The 20,918-nt window shown below is 63.5% G+C and carries 21 protein-coding genes; 15 read left to right on the top strand and 6 right to left on the bottom strand.

Annotation, left to right across the window (positions count from 1 at the left end; all coding sequences use genetic code 11):
- The first annotated feature begins 88 nt into the window (after positions 1 to 88).
- The gene (locus tag AC1DX4_RS08940; RefSeq protein ID WP_477219975.1) at positions 89 to 1,435 is read left to right on the top strand and encodes an NAD(P)/FAD-dependent oxidoreductase; all 1,347 of its coding nucleotides are present in this window, start codon (positions 89 to 91) and stop codon (positions 1,433 to 1,435) included.
- A gap of 16 nt (positions 1,436 to 1,451) precedes the next feature.
- Complete coding sequence (locus AC1DX4_RS08935; RefSeq protein ID WP_477219974.1) at positions 1,452 to 2,300, top strand: DUF1365 domain-containing protein; 849 nt, start codon at positions 1,452 to 1,454, stop codon at positions 2,298 to 2,300.
- Positions 2,301 to 2,323: 23 nt separating this feature from the next.
- On the opposite strand, the gene AC1DX4_RS08930 is transcribed toward AC1DX4_RS08935, so the two are convergent.
- Genes AC1DX4_RS08930 through flhA form a run of 3 tightly spaced genes read right to left on the bottom strand, consistent with a single transcriptional unit; the run spans position 2,324 to position 5,546 of the window.
- On the bottom strand, positions 2,324 to 2,707 hold the full coding sequence (locus AC1DX4_RS08930; RefSeq protein ID WP_477219973.1) for a hypothetical protein: 384 nt from the start codon (positions 2,705 to 2,707) through the stop codon (positions 2,324 to 2,326).
- 2 nt (positions 2,708 to 2,709) lie between these two features.
- Complete coding sequence (fliR, locus tag AC1DX4_RS08925; RefSeq protein ID WP_027045516.1) at positions 2,710 to 3,462, bottom strand: flagellar biosynthetic protein FliR; 753 nt, start codon at positions 3,460 to 3,462, stop codon at positions 2,710 to 2,712.
- On the bottom strand, positions 3,459 to 5,546 hold the full coding sequence (gene flhA / locus AC1DX4_RS08920; RefSeq protein WP_477219972.1) for a flagellar biosynthesis protein FlhA: 2,088 nt from the start codon (positions 5,544 to 5,546) through the stop codon (positions 3,459 to 3,461). Before flhA ends, fliR begins: the two co-directional genes overlap by 4 nt.
- A gap of 117 nt (positions 5,547 to 5,663) precedes the next feature.
- Between flhA and AC1DX4_RS08915 the strand changes: the two genes are divergently transcribed.
- Positions 5,664 to 5,963 (top strand): putative quinol monooxygenase, encoded by a 300-nt coding sequence (locus tag AC1DX4_RS08915; RefSeq protein WP_477219971.1) that lies wholly within the window; start codon positions 5,664 to 5,666, stop codon positions 5,961 to 5,963.
- 37 nt (positions 5,964 to 6,000) lie between these two features.
- Here AC1DX4_RS08915 and AC1DX4_RS08910 read toward each other — a convergent pair whose 3' ends face one another.
- Positions 6,001 to 6,474 carry a MarR family winged helix-turn-helix transcriptional regulator gene (locus tag AC1DX4_RS08910; protein WP_477219970.1) on the bottom strand — a complete coding sequence of 158 codons (474 nt, stop codon included), beginning with the start codon at positions 6,472 to 6,474 and terminating at the stop codon, positions 6,001 to 6,003.
- A gap of 62 nt (positions 6,475 to 6,536) precedes the next feature.
- On the opposite strand from AC1DX4_RS08910, the gene AC1DX4_RS08905 reads away from it, so the two are divergent.
- The 11 genes from AC1DX4_RS08905 to AC1DX4_RS08855 all read left to right on the top strand — a co-directional run bounded on the left by AC1DX4_RS08905 (position 6,537) and on the right by AC1DX4_RS08855 (position 17,632).
- Positions 6,537 to 7,265: an NAD-dependent epimerase/dehydratase family protein gene (locus AC1DX4_RS08905; RefSeq protein ID WP_477219969.1), complete on the top strand. Its 729-nt coding sequence runs from the start codon at positions 6,537 to 6,539 to the stop codon at positions 7,263 to 7,265.
- Between the two features lie 24 nt (positions 7,266 to 7,289).
- Positions 7,290 to 7,802: a cupin domain-containing protein gene (locus AC1DX4_RS08900; RefSeq protein WP_477219968.1), complete on the top strand. Its 513-nt coding sequence runs from the start codon at positions 7,290 to 7,292 to the stop codon at positions 7,800 to 7,802.
- Between the two features lie 190 nt (positions 7,803 to 7,992).
- Positions 7,993 to 8,634 (top strand): imm11 family protein, encoded by a 642-nt coding sequence (locus AC1DX4_RS08895; RefSeq protein WP_477219967.1) that lies wholly within the window; start codon positions 7,993 to 7,995, stop codon positions 8,632 to 8,634.
- 639 nt (positions 8,635 to 9,273) lie between these two features.
- Complete coding sequence (locus AC1DX4_RS08890; RefSeq protein ID WP_477219966.1) at positions 9,274 to 11,055, top strand: chloride channel protein; 1,782 nt, start codon at positions 9,274 to 9,276, stop codon at positions 11,053 to 11,055.
- A 158-nt stretch (positions 11,056 to 11,213) separates the two neighbouring features.
- Complete coding sequence (locus AC1DX4_RS08885) at positions 11,214 to 11,873, top strand: helix-turn-helix domain-containing protein (RefSeq protein ID WP_477219965.1); 660 nt, start codon at positions 11,214 to 11,216, stop codon at positions 11,871 to 11,873.
- 39 nt (positions 11,874 to 11,912) lie between these two features.
- On the top strand, positions 11,913 to 12,989 hold the full coding sequence (locus AC1DX4_RS08880; RefSeq protein WP_477219964.1) for an extracellular solute-binding protein: 1,077 nt from the start codon (positions 11,913 to 11,915) through the stop codon (positions 12,987 to 12,989).
- Positions 12,990 to 13,011: 22 nt separating this feature from the next.
- Positions 13,012 to 13,884: an ABC transporter permease gene (locus tag AC1DX4_RS08875; protein ID WP_477219963.1), complete on the top strand. Its 873-nt coding sequence runs from the start codon at positions 13,012 to 13,014 to the stop codon at positions 13,882 to 13,884.
- Positions 13,884 to 14,681 carry an ABC transporter permease gene (locus tag AC1DX4_RS08870; RefSeq protein WP_477219962.1) on the top strand — a complete coding sequence of 266 codons (798 nt, stop codon included), beginning with the start codon at positions 13,884 to 13,886 and terminating at the stop codon, positions 14,679 to 14,681. The genes AC1DX4_RS08875 and AC1DX4_RS08870 overlap by 1 nt, the downstream gene beginning before the upstream one ends.
- Positions 14,678 to 15,793: an ABC transporter ATP-binding protein gene (locus AC1DX4_RS08865; protein WP_477219961.1), complete on the top strand. Its 1,116-nt coding sequence runs from the start codon at positions 14,678 to 14,680 to the stop codon at positions 15,791 to 15,793. The genes AC1DX4_RS08870 and AC1DX4_RS08865 overlap by 4 nt, the downstream gene beginning before the upstream one ends.
- Positions 15,794 to 15,874: 81 nt before the next feature.
- Positions 15,875 to 17,260, top strand: a complete 1,386-nt coding sequence (locus AC1DX4_RS08860) for an NAD(P)/FAD-dependent oxidoreductase (RefSeq protein ID WP_477219960.1) — start codon at positions 15,875 to 15,877, stop codon at positions 17,258 to 17,260.
- Positions 17,261 to 17,263: 3 nt separating this feature from the next.
- Entirely contained in the window at positions 17,264 to 17,632 is a 369-nt protein-coding gene (locus AC1DX4_RS08855) for a cupin domain-containing protein (RefSeq protein ID WP_477219959.1), read from the top strand.
- A 79-nt stretch (positions 17,633 to 17,711) separates the two neighbouring features.
- Here AC1DX4_RS08855 and AC1DX4_RS08850 read toward each other — a convergent pair whose 3' ends face one another.
- Positions 17,712 to 18,332 (bottom strand): hypothetical protein, encoded by a 621-nt coding sequence (locus AC1DX4_RS08850; RefSeq protein WP_477219958.1) that lies wholly within the window; start codon positions 18,330 to 18,332, stop codon positions 17,712 to 17,714.
- Positions 18,333 to 18,445: 113 nt separating this feature from the next.
- Between AC1DX4_RS08850 and AC1DX4_RS08845 the strand changes: the two genes are divergently transcribed.
- A complete protein-coding gene (locus tag AC1DX4_RS08845) occupies positions 18,446 to 19,060 on the top strand; it encodes a TetR/AcrR family transcriptional regulator (protein WP_477219957.1) in 615 nt (204 codons plus the stop codon).
- 44 nt (positions 19,061 to 19,104) lie between these two features.
- On the opposite strand, the gene AC1DX4_RS08840 is transcribed toward AC1DX4_RS08845, so the two are convergent.
- Positions 19,105 to 20,748: an MFS transporter gene (locus AC1DX4_RS08840; RefSeq protein ID WP_477219956.1), complete on the bottom strand. Its 1,644-nt coding sequence runs from the start codon at positions 20,746 to 20,748 to the stop codon at positions 19,105 to 19,107.
- Between the last annotated feature and the right edge of the window lie 170 nt (positions 20,749 to 20,918).

The following is a 20,918-nucleotide window of genomic DNA, read 5'->3' as shown; positions in this document are numbered from 1 at the left end:
TGAAACTCACGCCGGATCCTCCCGTATCTACAAAGGTTCCCGGGTGCCGCCCGCACCTTACAGACTTGATTTCCAACAAGGATTTTCGATGAACATTGTGCCCATTCACCGTGGTGGCTCCAACGGCCGGAAGAAAATCGCCATCATCGGCTCGGGCATTTCCGGCGCTGCCGCCGCGTGGGCTTTGCACCCGAGTGCCGACGTAATTCTTTATGAGGCTTCGCATCGCGCGGGCGGCCATACCGCCACGGTCGACATCGATTATGACGGGACACCGATTTCGGTCGACACGGGCTTCATCGTCTACAACGAGCTGGCCTACCCGGATCTCACCGCGATGTTTTCGCATCTCGGTGTGGCCACGCATGAGAGCGACATGGGCTTTTCGCTTTCGCTGGATGGCGGCAAGCTCGAATGGTGCGGCTCGACGCTGCGCACCATCTTCGCCCAGAAGCGCAATGTCTTTTCACCCGGCTTCCTCTGGATGCTGCGCGAAATCCTGCGCTTCAACAAGGCATGCATCGCCGAGCGCGACAGCGGCACGCTGGGCAATGTTTCCATCGGAGACTATCTGCGCACCCGTGGTTTCTCCGCGGGCTTTCGCGACAATTATCTGATCCCGATGGCGGCGGCGATCTGGTCGACGCCGCGCGCCAAAATGCTGGACTATCCGGCTGCAAGCTTCATCAGCTTCTTCGAGAACCATCGGCTGATCGACAATGATACGCGGCCGATGTGGCGCACGGTGAGTGGCGGTTCGCGCAACTATCTGCAAAAGCTGCTGGCGCCGCTCGGGTCGGTGCTGCGCCTGTCGTCACCGGTCAAGACAATGGTGCGCGATGCGTTCGGCATTACCGTGTGGGCCGGTGATGACGCGCCGGAGCGCTTCGACAATGTGATCATCGCCGGCCACAGCGACCAGGCACTGGCCATGCTCGGCGACGCCTCGAGCGTCGAGGAATCGATCCTGTCAGCCATATCGTACCACCCCAACCGGGTCGTCCTGCACCGGGACCCGCGCCTGATGCCGAAGCGGCGGGCCGCCTGGGCGGCGTGGAACTATCTGCGCTGCTCCTGCGACCGCAACGAACCGGAAGTGTCGGTCACCTACTGGATGAACCGCCTGCAGGGGATCGACGCGGCAAAGCCGCTCTTCGTTTCACTCAATCCGGTCGTCGAGCCGCGCCCGGAACTGGTCTTCGGCGAATGGATGTTCGACCATCCGCAGTACGATGCGCGCGCCCTGTCCGCGCAAGCTCGTCTCGACGACATACAGGGCGTGCGCGGCACCTATTTCGCGGGTGCGTGGACCGGACACGGCTTTCATGAGGATGGCTTGCGCTCGGGCCTCAACGCGGCGATTGCGCTCGGCGCTGAAGTGCCATGGCGGCGCGGCGAGGGCGCTTTGCCCGGAGTTCTCCTGGCGGCAGAATAGAAAGCATTTCCCGGACATGGAGCAACGCGTCACCACCCTGGAGCAAAATGGTCCGCCGCCGCTGGCGGCGGGCGTGCTGTATCCGGGTGAGGTCATGCATGCGCGGCTGAAGCCGTTCGGCCACCGCTTCGTCTATCGCGTGTTCTCGTTGCTGGTCGATATAGACAGGCTTGCCGAGCTTGGCCGCATGACATGGCTGTTGCAGGTCAACCGGCCCGGCCTGGCCTCTTTCCATGAGAGCGATCACGTCGGCACCCAAGGCGAAACGCTGCGGGCTTTCGTCGACAGGCTGCTCGTCGATGCCGGCCTTGGCGAACCGGCGGCGCGCGTGCTGCTGCTCGCCTATCCCCGCATCTTCGGCTACGTCTTCAATCCGATCTCTGTGTATTTCTGCTACGACGAGGCCGGTGCGCTGATCGCGTTGATCTATGCGGTGCGCAACACGTTCGGTGGCCGGCATATCTACGTGTCGCCGATCCGGCCGGGCGAACTCGGCCCTGCAGGGGTGCGCCAGACGCAAGCTAAGCTCTTCCATGTCTCGCCCTTCGTCGGTATGGACGCACGCTACTATTTTCGCATTCTGCCGCCGGGCAAGACGGTCAGGCTGCGCATCCACGAGACGGAAAATGGCGAACCGCTGCTGGCGGCGACCTTTGCCGGCGCCGCGCGCCCGCTCGCCACGCCGGACCTTGGCGCGTGCCTGGTCAAATTTCCCTTCGTCACGTTGAAGATCATCGCTGGCATTCACTGGGAAGCGCTAAAGCTTTGGCTGAAAGGCGCGCGCTTTCATCCGACCCCGAAGGCTGCAGTCCGTACCCAATACGGCTTGACCCACGAGACGGAGCCGAGCGCTGTTCGCAAGTAAGCCCGGGTGCCAGAGTCCCGCCGCTACTCCTCGTGCCGCTTCTGCGCGATCAGGTCCAGCCGTTCGCGGTCGGCGCTCTCGCGCTCGTCGCGGTTGCGTATGTCCTTGTAGGCGCGCTCGACCATGTTGGTGCGCGCGCTTGCTGCGGCAATGAGGCCGACTTCCTGCCTGGCGCTTTCCAGGCTCGTCTCCTGGCGCACGACCGCCTGGGCGATGCGGCGGTGGTAGAGATCGGGGAACAGGCTGGACAGCGAATTGTCCTGGTCGAAATGGCCGATCAACTCCCTGGCCTCGGCTTCCGCCGCGTTTGCCGCGGCGAGGAAAGTGGCGTGGCGCGTCTCGTGCAGCGCCTTCAGTTGTTCCTGCACCTTGACCAGTTTCTTCAGGCGATCCTTGCGCGTGCTCATCGCTACCTCGCCAAAGTCAGGTCGACGAAGCCGTCGACGAACAGCGACAGCATGGTGCCGATGGCGAAATAGAAGATGATCATGCCGCCGGCGATGACGAAGGGCTGGGAGATGAAATAGATCGGGATCTGTGGGGTCAGCTTGTTGACGAAGCCGATCGTCAGATTGACCAGAATAGCATAGGCGACAAACGGGCTGCCGAGGCGGATGACCAGAAAGAACGTGTCCGACACGGTGTCGGTGATGTCGACGAGGGCTGCCTGCGGGTTGAAGAAGATGTTGACCGGCGCGACGGTGTAGGACGCCACCAAAGCGCGGACGATCTCGTGGTCGAAATCGAAGACGAACAGCATCAACAGCGCCGAGAACGAGATGATGGCGGCAAGGGCGGCCTGCGGTTCCGGCTCCTCGATCGCCGGTCCGCCCGAGCCGCCATAGCCGATCAGCATAGCGATGGCCGAGCCCATGAAGCGCAGGGCTTCCATGTAAAGCCTGGTCATGGCGCCGATCAGCCCGCCGACCAGAAGTTCCGAGATGATCATCGGCACCAGGATCTGCGGGCGCGGATCGACGAAGGGAATGATGCGGTCCCACAGGAAGGCGAGCAGGCCGCCGGTGGCGGCGACCGCCACGAACAGCCTGACCTGCACCGGCACGCGGGCGCTGGACAGGCCCGGCATCAGCATGAAACAGGCGCCGATGCGGCAGAAGGCGAGGAACGCCGCGATGACGACGCTCTGCGAGAGAACGCTCACGATATGGTCCCGAGCACCCTGATCTCGACGCCCTTGGCGATTTCGACATGGGAGAGCACCGGCAGCGTGGTGAACAGGCGCTCGATGATCATGCGCACATAGGGGCGGGCGTCAGGTGCGGTGACGAGGACGAAACGCTCGCCGGCCTCGAGGAATTTCTTGATCGCCTTGGTGGCGTCCTGGCCGAATTCCTCGAGCTGGCGCGGATCGATGTCGAACTCGCGCACCTCGCCCTTGGCGTCGCGCTTGAGGCTCTGGTGGAAGGCGAGGTCCCAGCGGTTGCCGAGACGCAGCACCTTGAGCACGCCGCCCTCCGAGAGGTCGCCGCAGATCTGCTGAGCCATGCGGATGCGGACATGCTCGACGATCTGCTCGGTGCGGCGCACATGCGGCGCGATCTCGGCGATGGCCTCGATGATCAGGTGCAGATTGCGGATCGAGACGCGCTCGGCGAGCAGCAACTTCAGCACCGCCTGCAGGCCGGGATAGGAGATGTGCGTGGTGCATATCTCGTCGGCGAGCTTGCGGTATTCCTGGTCCTGGCGTTCGAGCAGCGCCTTCATGTCCTTGTAGGACAGGAGCTGCGGCAGGTTGTTGCGGATAACCTCGGAGAGATGGGTGAGCAGCACCGACATGTTGTCGGCAAAGGTGTAGTTCTCGCGCTTCAGATCCTCGGCGAAGGTTTCCATGACGGAATAGGCGCGCATGCCGAAGGCCGGCTCGCGGATCTCTTCACCCGGAATTTCGGGCACCTCGCGGTTGCCGAGCAGCACCATGATCTCGCCKACGCGCATCGAATATTCGGCGACCACCGTGCCATGCACCTTGATCTGGTAGCTTTTCGGCGGGATAGCGAAATCGTCGGCAACGCGCACTTCCGGCACGACGAAGCCGTACTGCTGGGCGAATTTCTTGCGCATCTTGCCCATGCGGAACACCAGTTCCTGATGCGACACCAAGAGGCGGGTCGAAAGCTGCTTGCCGATCAGGAGTTCGATCTCGGCGGTGGCGAGCGAGGCCTTGACCGAGTTCTTCTCTTCCTCGGCCTTCGACACCTTCTCCTGCGTCTTCACCGCTTCGGCCGCGGCGAGGACGCGGTTGGCGCGCAGCGGAATGATGTAGCCGAGTGCGGCCATGCCACCGGCCAGTGCAAAGAACGGGAACAGCGGCAGGCCGGGCATCAGGCCGAGCAGCATCAGCAGCGCCGCCGCCACATAGAGTGCGCGCGGATGGGCGCCGAGCTGGCCGAACACGGCCTGGTTGGTCGAGCCGCGCGTGCCGCCCTTGGAGACCAGCAGGCCGGCGGCGAGCGAGACGATCAGCGCCGGGATCTGGGTGACCAGGCCGTCGCCGACAGACAGCTTGATGAACACGTCGGCGGCCTCGCCCATGCCCATGCCGTGCCTGATGTAGCCTATGGCGATGCCGCCGACGATGTTGATGGCGGTGATGATGAGGCCGGCGATGGCGTCGCCGCGCACGAATTTCGAGGCGCCGTCCATCGAGCCGAAGAAGGAGCTCTCTTCTTCCAGCTCGCGGCGGCGCAGCTGCGCGGTCTTGTCGTCGATCATGCCGGCGGAGAGATCGGCGTCGATCGACATCTGCTTGCCGGGAATGGCGTCGAGGGTGAAGCGGGCGCCGACTTCGGCGATACGCGTGGCGCCCTTGGTGATGACGATGAAGTTCACCACGATCAGGATCATGAAGACGATGAGGCCGATGACGAAGTCGCTGGCCATTACCAGCTTGGAGAAGCCGGCGATGACGTAGCCGGCGGCGTGCGTGCCCTCATTGCCATGCGACAGGATCATGCGCGTGGTGGCGATGTTGAGGGATAGCCGCAGCATGGTGGCGATGAGCAGCACGGTCGGGAACGAGGAGAAATCGAGCGGCCGCTGAATCCACAGCGCCACCATCAGGATCAGCACTGACAGCGCGATCGAGAAGGCGAGGCCGATGTCGATGAGGAAGGCTGGGATCGGCAGGAACAGCACGGCCAGGATGATGACGATGCCGAGCGCGAAGAAGACATCGCGGCCGTTCTTGGCCACCGCGCCGGGCTGGATGCTTTCGCTGATCGCCATTCTCTTCCTCGAACCCATAGGCTGCCGCGCATAGGACAGCCCGGCGAGGGTAGCTGGCCAAGCTTGCGCGAGGGTGGGAAAGTGGCTGGACTTGATGTCGCGAAGGAAGAGAAACCCATGCTCCTGATCATTGGCACGATCCGCTTGCCCGCCGGAAAGTTGGAGGAAGCAAGGCCTGACATGGAGCGCATGATCTCGGGCAGCCGTGCCGAGGATGGCTGCCTCGAATATTCCTATGCGCAGGATGTCTTCGACGCGGGGCTGATCAGAGTCACCGAGGTGTGGCGCGACAGGGCGGCGCTCGATGCGCATTTCCGCTCGCCGCATATCGCCGCGTGGCGTTCAAGCTGGCCGGCGCTTGGCATTGGCGAGCGCAATCTCGTGCTCTACGAGGCCGGTGAGCCGATGCCGACCTGATCGGCCGCTGCCCGGCTGGTCGGAAACCGGCAAACAATCAGGACTCGGCTGTGGTGGCGACGCCGACCAGCCAGCGCCTGACAGTGCGTTCTTCGGCAGCCGATAGGCCTTCCGTCAGTTCGCTCTCGATTGCCTGCACGCGCTCGCGGCAGGCGCGCAGCAGTGCCTGACCACTGTCGCTGAGATCGAGATGCTGGATGCGGCCATGAACGGCATGCGGCTTGCGCACCAGCGAACCGGCCCGTTCGAGATTGGCGACGATGACGCTGAGCGTTTGCGGGGTAAGCAGCGCCAGCCGGGCAAGATCGGCGTTGGAAAGGCCGGGATAGGCGGCAAGCATGGTCAGCGTGACAAATTGCGGCTGCGTCACGCCGAGATCGCCCAGCGCCCTGTCCATTCTGAGCCGATGCGCGCCGGCGGCTTGCCGCAGGAGATAGCCGAGATACCCTTCCTCGCCGCGCTTGCCTTCGCCGGGAGCCGGAACCGAGGGACGCTGATTGGGCTTGCGCATGATATCAGAGCTCTTATATGTTGTTCGTGTACTGATACTACGACGATGTGGAGTTCCTGACGATGGGTCATCGAATTTTTCTTGCCGGCGCCTCGGGCGCCATCGGCCAGCGGCTGATCCCGCAGCTTCTGGCCGCAGGTCATCAGGTGACGGGCACCACGCGCAATGCGGACAAGGCCGCGACATTGCGCATCCTCGGCGTTGAGCCCGCGGTCGTGGATGTCTTCGATGCCGAGGCGCTATCGCGCGTGATGCTTGCCGCTAAGCCTGACATCGTCGTCCATCAGCTGACCGATCTGCCGCCAGGCCTCGACCCGAGCCGGATGGGCGAAGCGGTCGTTCGCAATGCCCGTATCCGCGATGAAGGCACGCGCAATCTGGTCGCGGCCGCCGTCGCGTCCGGTGTCCGGCGTATGGTGGCGCAAAGCATCGCCTGGGCCTATGCGCCAGGCCCGGAGCCGCATGGCGAAGGCGATCCGCTGGATGGCGGGGCGAGCGGCAATCGCGGCATCAGCGTCGGCGGTGTCATCGCTTTGGAAAAGGCCGTTCTCAACGCGCCATTCGCGGGTGTCGTCCTGCGATACGGCCAGCTCTATGGGCCGGGAACGGGAACCGATGCGGCTGCCGGCGCATCGCCGTTGCATGTCGACGCCGCCGCTTATGCCGCGCTGCTCGCACTCGAAAAGGGTGCCCCCGGCGTCTTCAACGTGGCGGAGCCCAACCAGGCCGCCTCGACACAAAAGGCCGTCGAGGAACTGGGTTGGCATGCCGATTTCCGGCTGTCCGCCTGAGGCAATCTGTTCGGAGATATCGTCATGAACGGCAATCAAGCTCGTTTGCGAACCGGCCAATCTCTTATCGCTATCAGTGCGATCGCGGTTCTGTTCGCGCTGGCGGCAAAATGGATCGGACCGGGTTTCATTGGCACCGTGCCTGATGGCATGGAAACGCACATGCAGACGGCAAACACCGATGCGGACGGTGCCGCCGGAGCACGGCCGAAGACGGTCGTCACGCCGATCTCCTGCGAAAAGCTGCCCAACGTGCCGGGCAAATCGATCACCACGGCGATCGTGGCATTTCCGCCCAACGGTTTTACGCCTCGCCACCGGCATCCGGGCTCGGTCAGTGCCTTTGTCCTCAAGGGCACGCTGCGCTCGCAGCTCGAAGGCAGCCCGGCCGCTGTCTATACCGAGGGACAGACCTGGTTCGAGCCGCCCGGCGCGGTCCATCTCTTCGCCGAGAATGCCAGCACCACCGAGCCCGCCGAACTCCTGGCGACGTTCATCGCCGACGACGATTGCGGGGCGTTGACGATACCGGATTGACGGTTGGCCTATCGCTCAAGCTGACCGGCAGATCGCATCGGCCATTGCAATCTTCTCGTTGATGGGACCCAGAGAAGGTCGGTCAACCTCTCTGGTCGCCAGAAAGGCGGCCTTTACTATGGATTATCCGCTGTATGATAGCAGCCAATGCGAGAGTAGCAGAACCGATGCCAGTACGGAGGATACGCTCTTGCCGGTCTATACAATCAATGGCGCATCGCGACCGACGAAAGTTGTCGATGTTGGAGGGGATTTCAAAAGAGTCTTTCCAAGAGGCGTGGACTTCAGCAAATTTCGTGATTTTTCCACGCTGGAGGATGGGACGCATGTTCGGAAGAACGAGTTTCAGCAAGGCCTCCCCGTCGAGACGGACTTTCTGCCCAAACAGCTGAAATGGGGACATGGCGAGCTGAAAAAAGGGCTTCCGGATCTCCTGAAGCACCACAGCATTTTCATCGCCAGCGAAAATCTTCGTCGTGTCGTCGACGAATACGAACCGGGCGTACACCAATTTTCCCAGGTTGAGATCGTCTGGAAGGATGGCGGGTCATCGATCCCTTACTACTGGTTTTATCCCTGCAACCGCATCGACAGCATAAACGACGCCTTGTCGACGTTTGATTTCAATGAGTATGGGGCGCGCCCCAAGCGGTGGCTCTATCGTCCTGGCGGAAAATTGGTCTACGATCTGCAAAAGATCGGTGGCACGCATCTGTGGCTGGACCGCGGCTATTTCAGCACCGACGGAATAATGATTTCCGAAGCCCTGAAGAACGCCTTCGAGGCAAATGGGCTTACAGGCATTCTCTATTTCGAACATGAAGCCGTCTAGCGTCCAACGTGGGATGACGCGGATTGGAGGCTAGTGTCGAATTGCCATAGGATATGGCCCGCCGGCTTGTGCGCGGTGCTCATCACATCGTTCCCGCTGCTCTTCGGGAGAAGGCCTAGCAGGCGTTGACCTGTCTGCAGGACCAACCTCCGCCATCGGTATCGTGGCAATCTTCATAGCTGCCGTAACACATGTTCGTTGAGTTGCGGTACCAGGGATAACCGCCAGGACAGCAAACGTCCTGCTGCGCAAGCTGAAGAAATCCTTCTGTCGGCCGGCTCTGTTGTTCCGCATTGCCACCGAGCAAAAGAGACGTCGAGTATGAAACATCCTGCTTAACCGGCATATCTATGCTTGAGCTGCTCATTGCAGACGAGCTCAAAAAAATCGTGCAAGCAGCTAACGAAAAAAACCCCCGCGCACTCATGTTCTCCTCCTTGAGGGAAATGAAGACGGGCTAAAATACCACTTTTCAGGCGTTGCGTCGATTTCGTGAGCGAACTCGGGGATTGACCAAAAGAAGCCTCCAAGCCGTTCGAAAACGATCCTCACATTCGGTCGGCGGTATCGTGGTTGCCATGCGGTATCCCCAGGCGTATCAGCCTTGCAAATCCCTTTTGATATCGGCGAGCCGCTCCGGTGCTTTCCAGAAACCAACCACAAGTCTACGCCCGCCGGCTGCGCGCGGTGCTGCTGAGATCAATTCCTCTGCTCGAGGCGCGCGGCATCGCCGTGGTCATCCTGGCGGGCGTCGTCGGGGTCATGGCGGGCATACTGGTCACGGCGATGAGCCAGATCGTGCAGGACCTGCATGGGCTCTTGTTCGGCGTTCAGCCCGGCGGCCGGCTTTCCGGCATGTTCTCGCTCGCCAGTCCGGTGCAGGCGCTGATACCGGCGATCGGCGGCGCTTTGCTTGGGCTGAGCGTGATCTGGCTGCGGTTGCGTAAATTCCGCACTCCCGTCGATCCGATCGAGGCCAACGCGCTCTATGGCGGGCGCATGTCGCTGACCGACACCTTCATCATCGCCGGCCAGACCATGATCTCCAGCGGCTTCGGCGCCTCGGTCGGGCTTGAAGCCGGCTATACACAGGTCGGATCCGGCCTGGCATCGCGGCTGGCGCGCATCTTCAGGCTGCGCCGCAACGATGTCCGCATCCTGGTCGGCTGCGGTGCGGCCGGCGCCATCGCCGCCGCCTTCGATGCGCCGCTGACCGGTGCCTTCTATGGTTTCGAACTGGTCATCGGCATCTATTCGGTCGCCAATGTCGCGCCTGTAATGGCGGCCGCGATCTCGGCCTCGCTGACGGCGGAGATGTTCGGCGGCGTGCCGTTTCCGCTGGAACTTTCAGGGCTGCCGGCGCTGACGCCAAGCCAGTACGTGCCGTTCCTGCTGCTCGGGCTGCTGGGCGGTGCGGCTTCGATCGCCATCATGCAACTGGTGACGCTGATCGAACGTGGTTTCAACAGGCTGTCGGTCGATACCTCGCTGCGCCCGGTCATCGGCGGTGTCCTCGTCGGCCTGCTCGGGCTGATCACGCCGCAGGTGCTGTCCAGCGGCCATGGCGCGCTGCATCGCGAGTTCGCCATGAACTATGGTCTGGCCGTGGTGGCCAGTGTCTTCGTGCTCAAGCTCGCGGCGTCAGCGATCTCGCTCGGCTCCGGCTTTCGCGGCGGCCTGTTTTTTGCTTCGCTGTTTCTCGGTGCGCTGCTCGGCAAGGCATTCGCCGGCGTGATGGCGCTGGTCTCGCCGGCGACCGGCATCGACCCCTCGGTCGCCGCCGTCGTCGGCATGACCTCGCTTGCCGTCGGTGTCGTCGGCGGCCCGCTGACCATGACCTTCCTGGCACTGGAATCGACACGCGACCTGACGCTGACCGGGGTGGTGCTGGCCGCCTCGATCATGGCGGCGATCCTGGTGCGCGAAACCTTCGGCTATTCATTCTCGACATGGCGCTTCCATTTGCGTGGCGAAACCATCCGCAGCGCCCACGATGTCGGCTGGATGCGCAGCCTCACCGTCGGTTCGATGATGCGCAAGGACATCAAGACCATCGATGCCTCGACGACGCTGGCCGCCTTCCGCAAGCAGATTCCACTCGGATCCGCGCAGCGCGTCATCGCCGTCGATCCGGGTGATCAGTATGTCGGCGTGCTGATTGTGGCCGAACTGCACAGCGATCCCGCCGGCGGCGAGGTGCCGGTGCGCGATCTTGCCCAATACAAGGATGCCGTCCTGGTGCCGAGCATGAATGTGCAGACCGCCGCCGAGACGTTCCAGCGTGCCGGCGCCGAGGAACTGGCGGTCGTCGAGGATTTCACCGACCACATCGTGCTCGGACTGCTGACCGAGGGCCATCTGATGCGGCGCTATGCCGAAGAACTCGAAAAGGCGCGCCGGGACCTGTCGGGCGAGGGGTAGGCATCTCCTTGTCGGCGGGTAGGCACGTCCTCTTCCCGCGGACACACCCTCCGATTTGAGCAAGCCCGGCCCGAATATTGGCGCGCTTCTGGCGCCATGCGCGGCTTGCCAGATGTACAGTGGTACTGTACAAGGTGTTAAGTGAGGTGGAAGGCCGCATGAGCAAGGGGTCAGAAAAGGCTTCGGTAAAGACGGGCGACGTATCGGCCGCGACGCATGCCCATCAGGTGCTGGGCATGCGGCTCAAGAGCCTTCGCCTCGCCCGCAGGCTGTCCTTGCGGGAGCTTGCGGAAGCGACCGGGACGAGCGCCAGTTTCATCAGCCAGCTTGAACGCGGCCTGACCGGCGCCAGCACCGCTTCGCTCAACCAGATGGCTTCGGCGCTTGGCGTCAGCGTCGCCATGTTGTTCGAGGAAAGCACAGCGCAAAACCATGGCGTTCTGAGGCGAAGCGAGCGGCCGAGCCTGCCGCCCAGCGACGGCTGCCGCAAGATGCTGTTGTCGCGCCCGCCGCTGAGCGACATGGAAGTCTATGTCGGGGAATTCGACATTGGCGGTTCGACCGGGCCCGATCGCTATACCCATGGCGACGCACACGAGATGCTCGTCGTGCTGCGCGGCATCGTCGAGGTCTCGCTTGGCGAGGCGCGCCACGTGCTCGAGGAAGGCGACAGCATCGAATACACGACCTCGACACCCCATCGCTCCGAGAACATCGGCAGTGGCCGAGCCGAAGTGATGTGGATCATCGCGCCGCCGACCTCGGTGCGCGCCGAACTCGACCAATACACGGCCTGGAAACCGCTCGCGACCAGGTAGGTCCAATCCAATGCGGGCATCAATGGGAGAATGACGATCATGCAGAAAACGAAAGCTTTGTATCTAAGCGCCGTGATGGCGCTTGGCGTGCTGGCAACCGTAGCGTTCGCGCAGGAGAAGCCGGTCGCAGGCGAGGTCAAGGAGGGGTCGCTGAAGGGCAAGACCCTGACCTTCGTCTCCTATGGCGGCATTTACCAGGACGGCCAGGCGGCCGCGCTGAAGGAGTTCGTCGACAAGTCCGGTGTCAAGCTGCTCAATGACGGACCGACCGAGATCGCCAAGCTGCAGGCGCAGGTCGAGTCCGGCAATGTAGCCTGGGACGTCGTCGACACCGACGATCTGCCGCCTTACGTCTATTGCGGCAAGCTGTTCCAGAAGCTGGATCTGACCAAGCTCGACGTCTCGAAAATCCCGGAAGGCCAGGTCGGCGAGTGCTCGGTGCCGGCAATGAACTACGGCGTCGTGCTGATGTACAACAAGGAAAAGTACAAGGATAATCCGCCCAAGAGCTGGGCCGACTTCTTCGATACGGCAAAGTTCCCGGGCGTGCGCGGGATCGACGGCTCCGGCAGCCCGACGGGCGGTTTGCTGGAACAGGCGTTCAAGGTTGCCGGCGGCGACCCGAAGGCGATGACGGTGGCCGATATCGACAAGGCTATCGATGTGGTCCGCAAGCTCGGCCCCGATACCATTTTCTGGAAGACGGGTGCTGAATCGCAGCAGCTGGCGGAATCCGGCGAGGCCGACATGCTGATGATGTGGACGGGTCGCGCCATGACCGCGGTCAAGAACGGCGCCAAATACGCGCCGGCCTGGCAGGATTGGCTTGTGGTGATGGACCAGATGACGATCCCCGTCGGCGTCAAGGATACGGACGCCTCCTACGCGCTGCTCAATGCCTATCTCGGCAAGAATGCACAGGAGGTCCTGGCGGAGAAGACATCCTACACGCCGATCAACAGCGACGCGCAGCCCAAGGTCGACGCTTCCGTCGCCGCCTTCCTGACCAACACGCCTGACCGCCAGAAGCAGGGCTACAAGCAGAACTTCAAGTTCTGGGTCCCGAACTTCGCGGTGGCGCAGGAGAAGTGGTCGGCGCTGATGGCCGGCAACTGAACCAGCGAACGAGAGCCAGATCGTGAGCGCGTCCGAGCTTCCGACCCAACCCGCCGCCGAAGGGCGGCCGGGTTGGGCATGGCGGCCGTTCGCGCTCACCGCGCCGGCGCTGATCCTGCTCTTCGCGGTGATTGGCTATCCGCTGTTCACCATCGTGCTGCGCAGCCTGTCGGAGCCGGAATGGGGCGTGCAGAACTATACCTGGTTCTTCGGCGCCCCGGTTAATCTCACCGTGCTCCAGCGGACCTTCGCCATCTCGGCCTGGGTCACGCTGGTCTGCGTGATCGCGGCCTACCCCTACGCCTATCTGATGACCGCGGTCGGTCCGCGCGCTCGGCTGGTGTTGGTGCTTTGCGTGCTGATCCCGTTCTGGGTGAGCGGGGTGGTGCGCACTCTGTCCTGGGTGATCCTGCTGCAGGATTCGGGCGTCATCAATTCGCTGCTGCGCGCGGCCGGGTTCAGTGGCGTCAAGTTGATCCGAACCCAGACCGGCGTGGTGATCGGCATGGCGCAGGTGCTTTTACCGTTCATGATCCTGCCGCTCTATTCGGTCATGAAAGGCATCGACCTCAGGCTGATGCGCGCGGCGCAAAGTCTTGGCGCACGACCGTCCCGAGCCTTCTTCACCGTCTATCTGCCTCTGTCCCTGCCCGGGGTCTATGCCGGCGCGATCATCGTCTTCATCCTGGCGCTGGGCTTCTACATCACCCCGGCATTGCTCGGCGGTCCACGTTCCACCATGCTGTCGACGCTGGTGCAGACCCAGGTGCTCAGTCTGCTGCAATGGGGCCGTGGCGGCGCGATGGGCGTGGTGCTGCTCGTCGCAACCTTCGTGCTCTTGGCGCTGGCGGCGCCAGTGATGCGCTCCAGGTATCGTGAAGCGGAGCGGCGCTGATGGAAATGAGGCCGCTCACACGTTTGCTTTTGGGTCTGGTCTGCCTGCTGGTGGCGATATGGCTGGTGGCGCCGACGCTGGTCGTGGTGCCGATGTCGTTCAACGAGAACAAGTCGCTGGCGTTTCCGCCGCAGGGCTTCTCCTGGCAGTGGTACCAGAACTTCGCCACCAATCCGGACTGGTCGAACAGCTTCCTCAATTCGCTCAAGGTCGCCTCGATCGTGGCGGTGCTGGCGACGGTGCTTGGCACGCTCGCGGCCTTCGGCCTCGACCGCATGAAGGCCGGGCCGGCCAATTTGTTGCGGATGCTGATGCTGACGCCGATGGTGGTGCCGGGCGTGGTGCTGGCCATCGGCATCTACGCCGTCTATCTCGACACCCATCTCGTCGGCACGCTGCTGGGCTTCGTGCTTGCCCACACCGTCCTTGCGCTTCCCTTCGTGCTGATCGCGGTCTCCGCCAGTCTGGAAGTCTTCGACAGGCGCCTCGAGACGGCGGCGGCGAGCCTCGGAGCGGGCGCGCTGACCACGTTCCGCACGGTGACGCTGCCGCTGATCCTGCCTGGCATGCTGTCCGGGCTGCTCTTCGCCTTTGCCACTTCCTTCGACGAGATCGTCGTGTCGCTGTTCATCACCAACCCCTATCTCAAGACCTTGCCCGTGCAGATATTCTCCTCGATCACCCGCGACGCCGACCCGACGGTTGCCGCCGTCGGCACGATCCTGCTTTTCGCCACGACGATCCTGATCGGCGGCGGCATGCTTCTTCTTGGTCGCGAGCGGAAAGGACGCCAATGAAGCAGGCACAGGAGAGCAAGGGCGCGGCGATCGATCTCGAAGCGATCAGCAAGGCCTATGGGGGCTTCAAGGCGCTGGACGGCGTGTCGCTGCGGATCGAGCCCGGTGAGTTCATGACGCTGCTCGGCCCGAGCGGCTCCGGCAAGACCACGACGCTCAATGTCGTGGCCGGCTTCACCGACCTGACGAGCGGCAAGCTGCTGGTCGGCGGCAAGAACGTCGTCGGCGTGCCGGCGCACAAGCGCAACATCGGCGTCGTCTTCCAGCACTACGCGCTGTTCCCGCATATGAGCGTCGGCCGCAACGTCGCCTATCCGCTGACGCTGCGCGGGGTCACCGGCGCGGAACGCGAACGTCGCGTCCGCCACGCCCTCGACATGGTCAAGATGGGCGATTTCGCGCATCGTTATCCCAGCGAACTGTCGGGCGGCCAGCAACAGCGCGTGGCGCTGGCCCGCGCCATCGTCTTCGACCCGCCGCTGCTTTTGATGGACGAGCCGCTCGGCGCGCTCGACAAGAAGCTGCGCGAATGGCTCCAGCTCGAGATCAAACGCATCCATCGCGAGCTCGGCACCACCTTCGTCTATGTGACGCACGACCAGGAGGAGGCGCTGGTTCTGTCGGACCGCATCGCAGTGTTCAATCGCGGGCGGATCGAGCAGGTCGGCAGCGGCCGCGAGCTCTATGATGAACCGGCGACGCTGTTTGTCGGCCGCTTCATCGGCGACTCCACCGTGCTGCGCGGCGAGGCGCGAAGCGACGGCGCGAGCACCGCGCTGAGCATCGCCGGCGAGACGGTGACGACGCCGCGGCGGATCGCCGGCGAGGCCAGCCCGGTCATGCTGCTGCGCCCCGAAAAGCTCGCCATCCGCCGGCCCGGCCAGAGTGCTGTAGGCACCACCAACCGGCTGCCGGGGACGATCGCGGAAGCCATCTATCTCGGCTCGGGTTCGAAGTACGAGGTCAGGCTCGCCGACGGCTCCACGGCGATCGTGCGCTCGCCGCTGACCGGTGACAGCTTTGGCCTTGGCGACAAGGTGGAACTTTGCTTCGACGGTGCCGACGCCAAGCTTCTGGCCGATGACAGCTCGGCCGACGCCACGCTGACCTGATCCATCTCTTGTTTTAACGCAATCCCGGACGGAAAACCGTTTCACACTTTTCCTGAAATTGCTCTTCCTGAAAGTCATCCCATGCAAGCCAAACGCAACGGCGACATATCGTTCTGGTATGCGGATCTGGGCGGGGTTCCAGCATTCCGGCCACCCTTGCCCGGCGATATCGAAGCCGATGTCGCGATCGTCGGCGCCGGCTATACCGGCCTGTGGACCGCCTACTATCTGAAGAAGGCAAGACCGTCGCTGCGCATCGCGCTGATCGAGCGCGAGTTCGCCGGCTTCGGCGCTTCGGGCCGCAATGGCGGCTGGCTGTCGGGTGGTTTCTCGTGGTCGCGTGAAAAATATCTCAAGACCTCGACCCGGCAAGGTGTGAGCGCCATGCAGGCGGCTATGGCGGGCTGCGTCGACGAGGTGATCCGGGTGGCGACAGAGGAAGGGATCGATGCCGATATCCGCCGCGTCGACAATCTGACGGTGGCCACCAACCCCGCGCAGCTCGAACGCGCGCGCGAAGAGTGCGAAACGATCCGCGCCTGGGATGTCGATCCGAACCGCGTCGAAATGCTGGATCAAGCGGCGACGCGGGCGCGCATCAATGTGCGAAACGTCATGGGCGGCTTCGTCGTCCACGGCCAGGCGCGGGTGCAGCCGGCCAAGCTGGTGCGCGGCCTTGCCGCCGCCGTCGAGCGGCTGGGCGTGGCGATCTACGAACAGACCACGGTGACGGCCATCGCCAAGGGCAGTGTTGCGACCGATCGCGGCACGGTGCGTGCTGAAACCATCATCCGCGCGACGGAGGGTTTTACAGCAGGCATTCCCGGCGAGGAGCGGACCTGGCTGGCGCTCAACAGCGCGCAGATCGTCACCGAGCCGCTGTCCGAGGAGCTTTGGCGCCAGATCGGTTGGGAAGGGCATGAGCTTCTCGGCAACGCCGCCCACGCCTATTGCTATGCCCAGCGCACGCGCGAGGGGCGCATCACCATGGGCGGGCGCGGCGTGCCTTATCGCTATGGTTCCCGCACCGACGTCAACGGACAGACTCAACAGGCGACGATCGACCAGCTGCATCAGATCCTGACGACACTGCTGCCGCAGACGGCGAGCTGCCGCATCGAGCACGCCTGGTGCGGCGTGCTCGGCGTGCCGCGCGACTGGTGCACGACTGTCGGCCTCGATCCCGCGACCCGCATCGGCTGGGCCGGCGGCTATGTCGGGCTTGGCGTGTCGAGCTCCAATCTTTCCGGACGCACGCTTGCCGACCTGATCCTTGGCCAGGACACGGAATTGACGAAGCTGCCCTGGGTCAACCGCAAGGTCAGGCCATGGGAGCCGGAGCCGTTTCGCTGGCTCGGCGTGCATTCGATGTACCAGCTCTATCGCATCGCTGACGGGCGCGAGGCCGCTGGGCTTGCGCATACGTCGAAACTGGCCGCGCTCGCTGACAGCATCACGGGCCACTGATTGATGGAGACCAATTTGATCGACCTTTCGACCTTCCACGATCTCGCCAAGGCCGACATCGGCGCGTTCTCGCCCAAGCCGACCTCCCTCGAGGGAAATCAGGTCGAGGCGGCGCGCTCGTTCTTTCAGTCGCCGGACGGAACCGTCGACATCGGCATCTGGGAGTGCACGCCCGGGCGCTTCACCGCCGACCGCACGGGCTCGTCGGAGATATGCCACATCATTTCGGGGCGGGTGGAGGTGAGCCGCGCCGACGGCGAGACGCGCGAGCTGGGGCCGGGCGACCTCCTCGTGCTGCCGCAGGGATGGAAGGGCGAATGGCGCATCCGCGAGACCACGCGCAAGCTCTATATGATCCAGAGCGCCGGCTGACAGACGGCCGCCCGGTTCAAGTCAGAGCTCGATCGGGCCTTGGCTATCGCCAGCCTGCCGGGCGAGCTTGGTGAGCGGGCTAGCTGGCGGCCGAGCGCGTTTTTCCGCCCCACCAGCGAATGGCCATGACGGCGATGAGAACAGCCACATAGGGCCAATAGTAGACGTCGTGGACCGCGCGTTTGCCCTCGGCAATCAGAAATGTCAGCCATATGTCGTAGCTGCCGACGGTGTGAAGAATGCGCCATGCGTGGGGTCCGATCCATACAGCCGTGCGATCGAAGGACGTCGCCGCCATCGCGATGATGAACAGATAGGCAAGGCCGCCGAAAACGAACATCGCGGTATCCGTGGCGTCATCGAATTGATCCGGACTCGTCTGCGCGAAAGCGAACAGGGCGACCGCATGGACGCCGTGCGAGAAAGCAAAGGCCAATCCGATCTGGCGCCGATGACGGCGCAGGAAAAGTGTGGATGCGCCCGGCAGATGGTGCGCGAGCGCTGATGCCGAAAAGGCGATGCAGAACAGGATCAGCGACATCTGTGCGGTGAGCCGCACGACCTGGCGAACCGCTTGCACCGAGAAATCGCCGCGGAATGCGACAAGCCCGGACAGCGCGAGAATGATCGCGGCCAAAAGCCAGAACAGCCACCAGCGGCTCGTTGCGCTGGTTGCAAGGGGTGGTGCGACGGTGTCCATGAAAGCCTCCTGAGCAGAATATGTAATCAATGCTTACATTGATTGGTTTGCCATTGCAATCCAGAAGTAAGTCGTGCTTGCATCGGTCGTCGGATTGTGATGGGGACAGGGGCATGGCGACGCAACGCAAGACCTATCATCACGGCAGTCTGCGGCAGGCGCTGATCGACGCCGCCCTTGCCATTGCCCGGGAGGATGGCGTCGATCAGGTGACGGTGCGTGAAGCCGGCAAGCGGGCAGGCGTGTCGTCAGGAGCGCCGTTCCGGCACTTTCCAACCAAGACCGCGCTGATGACCGCCGTGGCCGAAGAGGCGATGCGCCGGTTCCGTGCCGGGATATCAGTCGAGCTCGACAAAGCAGAACAACTTGACCCGCTGTCGCGCTTTCGGGCGCTAGGGGTCGCCTATCTGCGCTGGGTCATCGACAACCCGACGCATTTCGAGATCATCTCGATGCGCCGGGCGATCGATTTCGATGCCTCCGAGACGCTTGTCGGGCTCAATGAAGAAATCCGCGGTCTGATGGTGCGAATGCTGGAGGACGCGCGCGCGGCCGGGCAGTTGCGGAAAACCGATATAGAAGGCGTTCCCCTGCAGGCACGTGCGCTGGTCTACGGTCTCGCCCGCATGTGGATCGATGGTCAGTTTGCCCAGTGGGGTGGTGCCGAGAAAGCCGAGTCACTGATGAAGCAAAGCCTCGATGATTTTCTCGCCTTGCTGGCAAAATAGGCCGGCTATTTCGTCGACGGATCAATTCAGCCTCGGGCGCGCCATCAGTGCTCGATCGGACCCTTGGCCATCACCAGCGTGGTGCCGGCGGTGGTCGGGCGCTCGATGACGCGACGCACGCGCGGCGGCTCGTCGCCGCTGTGCAGTGCCCGTAAGCGGTCGCCGACTATGGCGTCGGCATGGGTGATGCGGCCATTGTGCCTGACATATTCGAGCCAGGTCGGCGTATGATAGTGCTCGATCCATATTGTGGGATTTTCGAGATCTCGCGCCAGTGTCCAGTTGCGGGCGCCGTCGCGGCGGCGGATGCGGCCGCGCTCGGCCATGGTGAGGAGGAATTCCGCCTCGTCCTCGTGCCGGATAATGTATTCGATCATGATGGCAATGGGGCCGCTGCGCGGCTTCAGGTCGAGCGCGAGATGCGGTTCCTTGAAGCGGTTGAGCGGGTCGAGGTTCAGCACCTGCTGCTGCGGCAGCGGCAGCACAAGGCCGATGGCTCCGCCCGCCAGCATAGTGATGGCGGCGGCGATCAGCGCCGTCTCGGCGCCGTGTGCATCGGCGACGACGCCCCAGATCCAACTGCCCAGCGCGATGCCGCCGAAGGTCGCCGTCTGGTAGACCGACAGCACCCGGCCGACGACCCAGCGCGGCGTCGCCATCTGCACGGTGACGTTGAAGTGCGAGAGCGCGATCACCCAGCAGGCGCCGCCAACCAGCAGGCCGAGCGACGTTTGCCAGGCGTGATGGCTGATCGCGGCATTGAAGGCGCAGACAGCGAAGCCCGCGAAGGCGCAGCGCACCATCGTCTCGCTGGAGAGCAACTGCCGCAGCCGCACGCTGATCAGCGCGCCGCCGACGGCGCCGATGCCGAAGGCGCCCAGCATGATGCCGTAGGTCAAGGCGTCGCCCTTGACGACATCGCGCGCCACCAGCGGCAAGAGTGCCAGCACCGCGCCGGCGCTGAAGCCGAAGGCCGCACCCCGGACCAGCACCTTGCCGATGTTGGGCGACATGGCGACATAGCGCAGGCCGGCGCCCATGGCCGCGCCCAGCGATTCGCGCGGCAAGGTCGACACCGGCACGTCGCGCTTCCAGCGCGCCATCACGATGATGAGGCCGATATAGCTGACGGCGTTGGCCGCGAAGGCGGCCGCGGCACCGGCGGCCGCGACGATGATGCCGCCGATCGCCGGACCCACGCTGCGTGTCAGGTTGAAACCCAGGGAGTTCAGCGCAACGGCCGCGGGCACCTTGTTGCGCGGAACCATGTCGCCGACGGACGCCTGCCAGGACGGGCTGTTGAGCGCCGTGCCGCTGTCGATCAGGAAGGTGAAGGCAAGCAGCGTCCAGGGCGTGAGCAGGTGGTAGTAGGTGAATACCGTCAGCAGCACCGAAACGACCAGCATGAAGGTCTGCGCGACCAGCATCACCTTGCGCCGGTCGAAGCTGTCGGCGATGGCGCCGGCGACAAGCGCAAACAGCATGATCGGCAAGGTGGTCGAGGCCTGGACCAGGGCAACCTGATAGGGCGAGGTGGCGATCGTGGTCATCATCCAGGCGGCGCCGACGCCCTGGATCAGGCCACCGAAATTGGACACGAGACTTGCGGCCCACACCGCGCGGAAAATGCCATGCCGGAAGGGCGCCAGCGCCGAAACGCCTTCGCTATCCGGTTTCTCGTCAATCATGGATGGGTTCCTGCCACGGCGTGCTGATCCCAGCGGTTTCTCCGCATCGTTTGCCGAAACTATGGCATCGCGCCGCAAAGGGCGAATGTCATGCGAAAAAGATCATGGTCCAACAAGGGGATAGAAGAGGGCCACGCCTCCGTTGGCATCGCGAAATGCCATGCCATTGC

This window comes from Mesorhizobium sp. P3_A8, from assembly GCF_056402995.1.
This window is presented reverse-complemented; position numbering and strand designations above follow the sequence as displayed.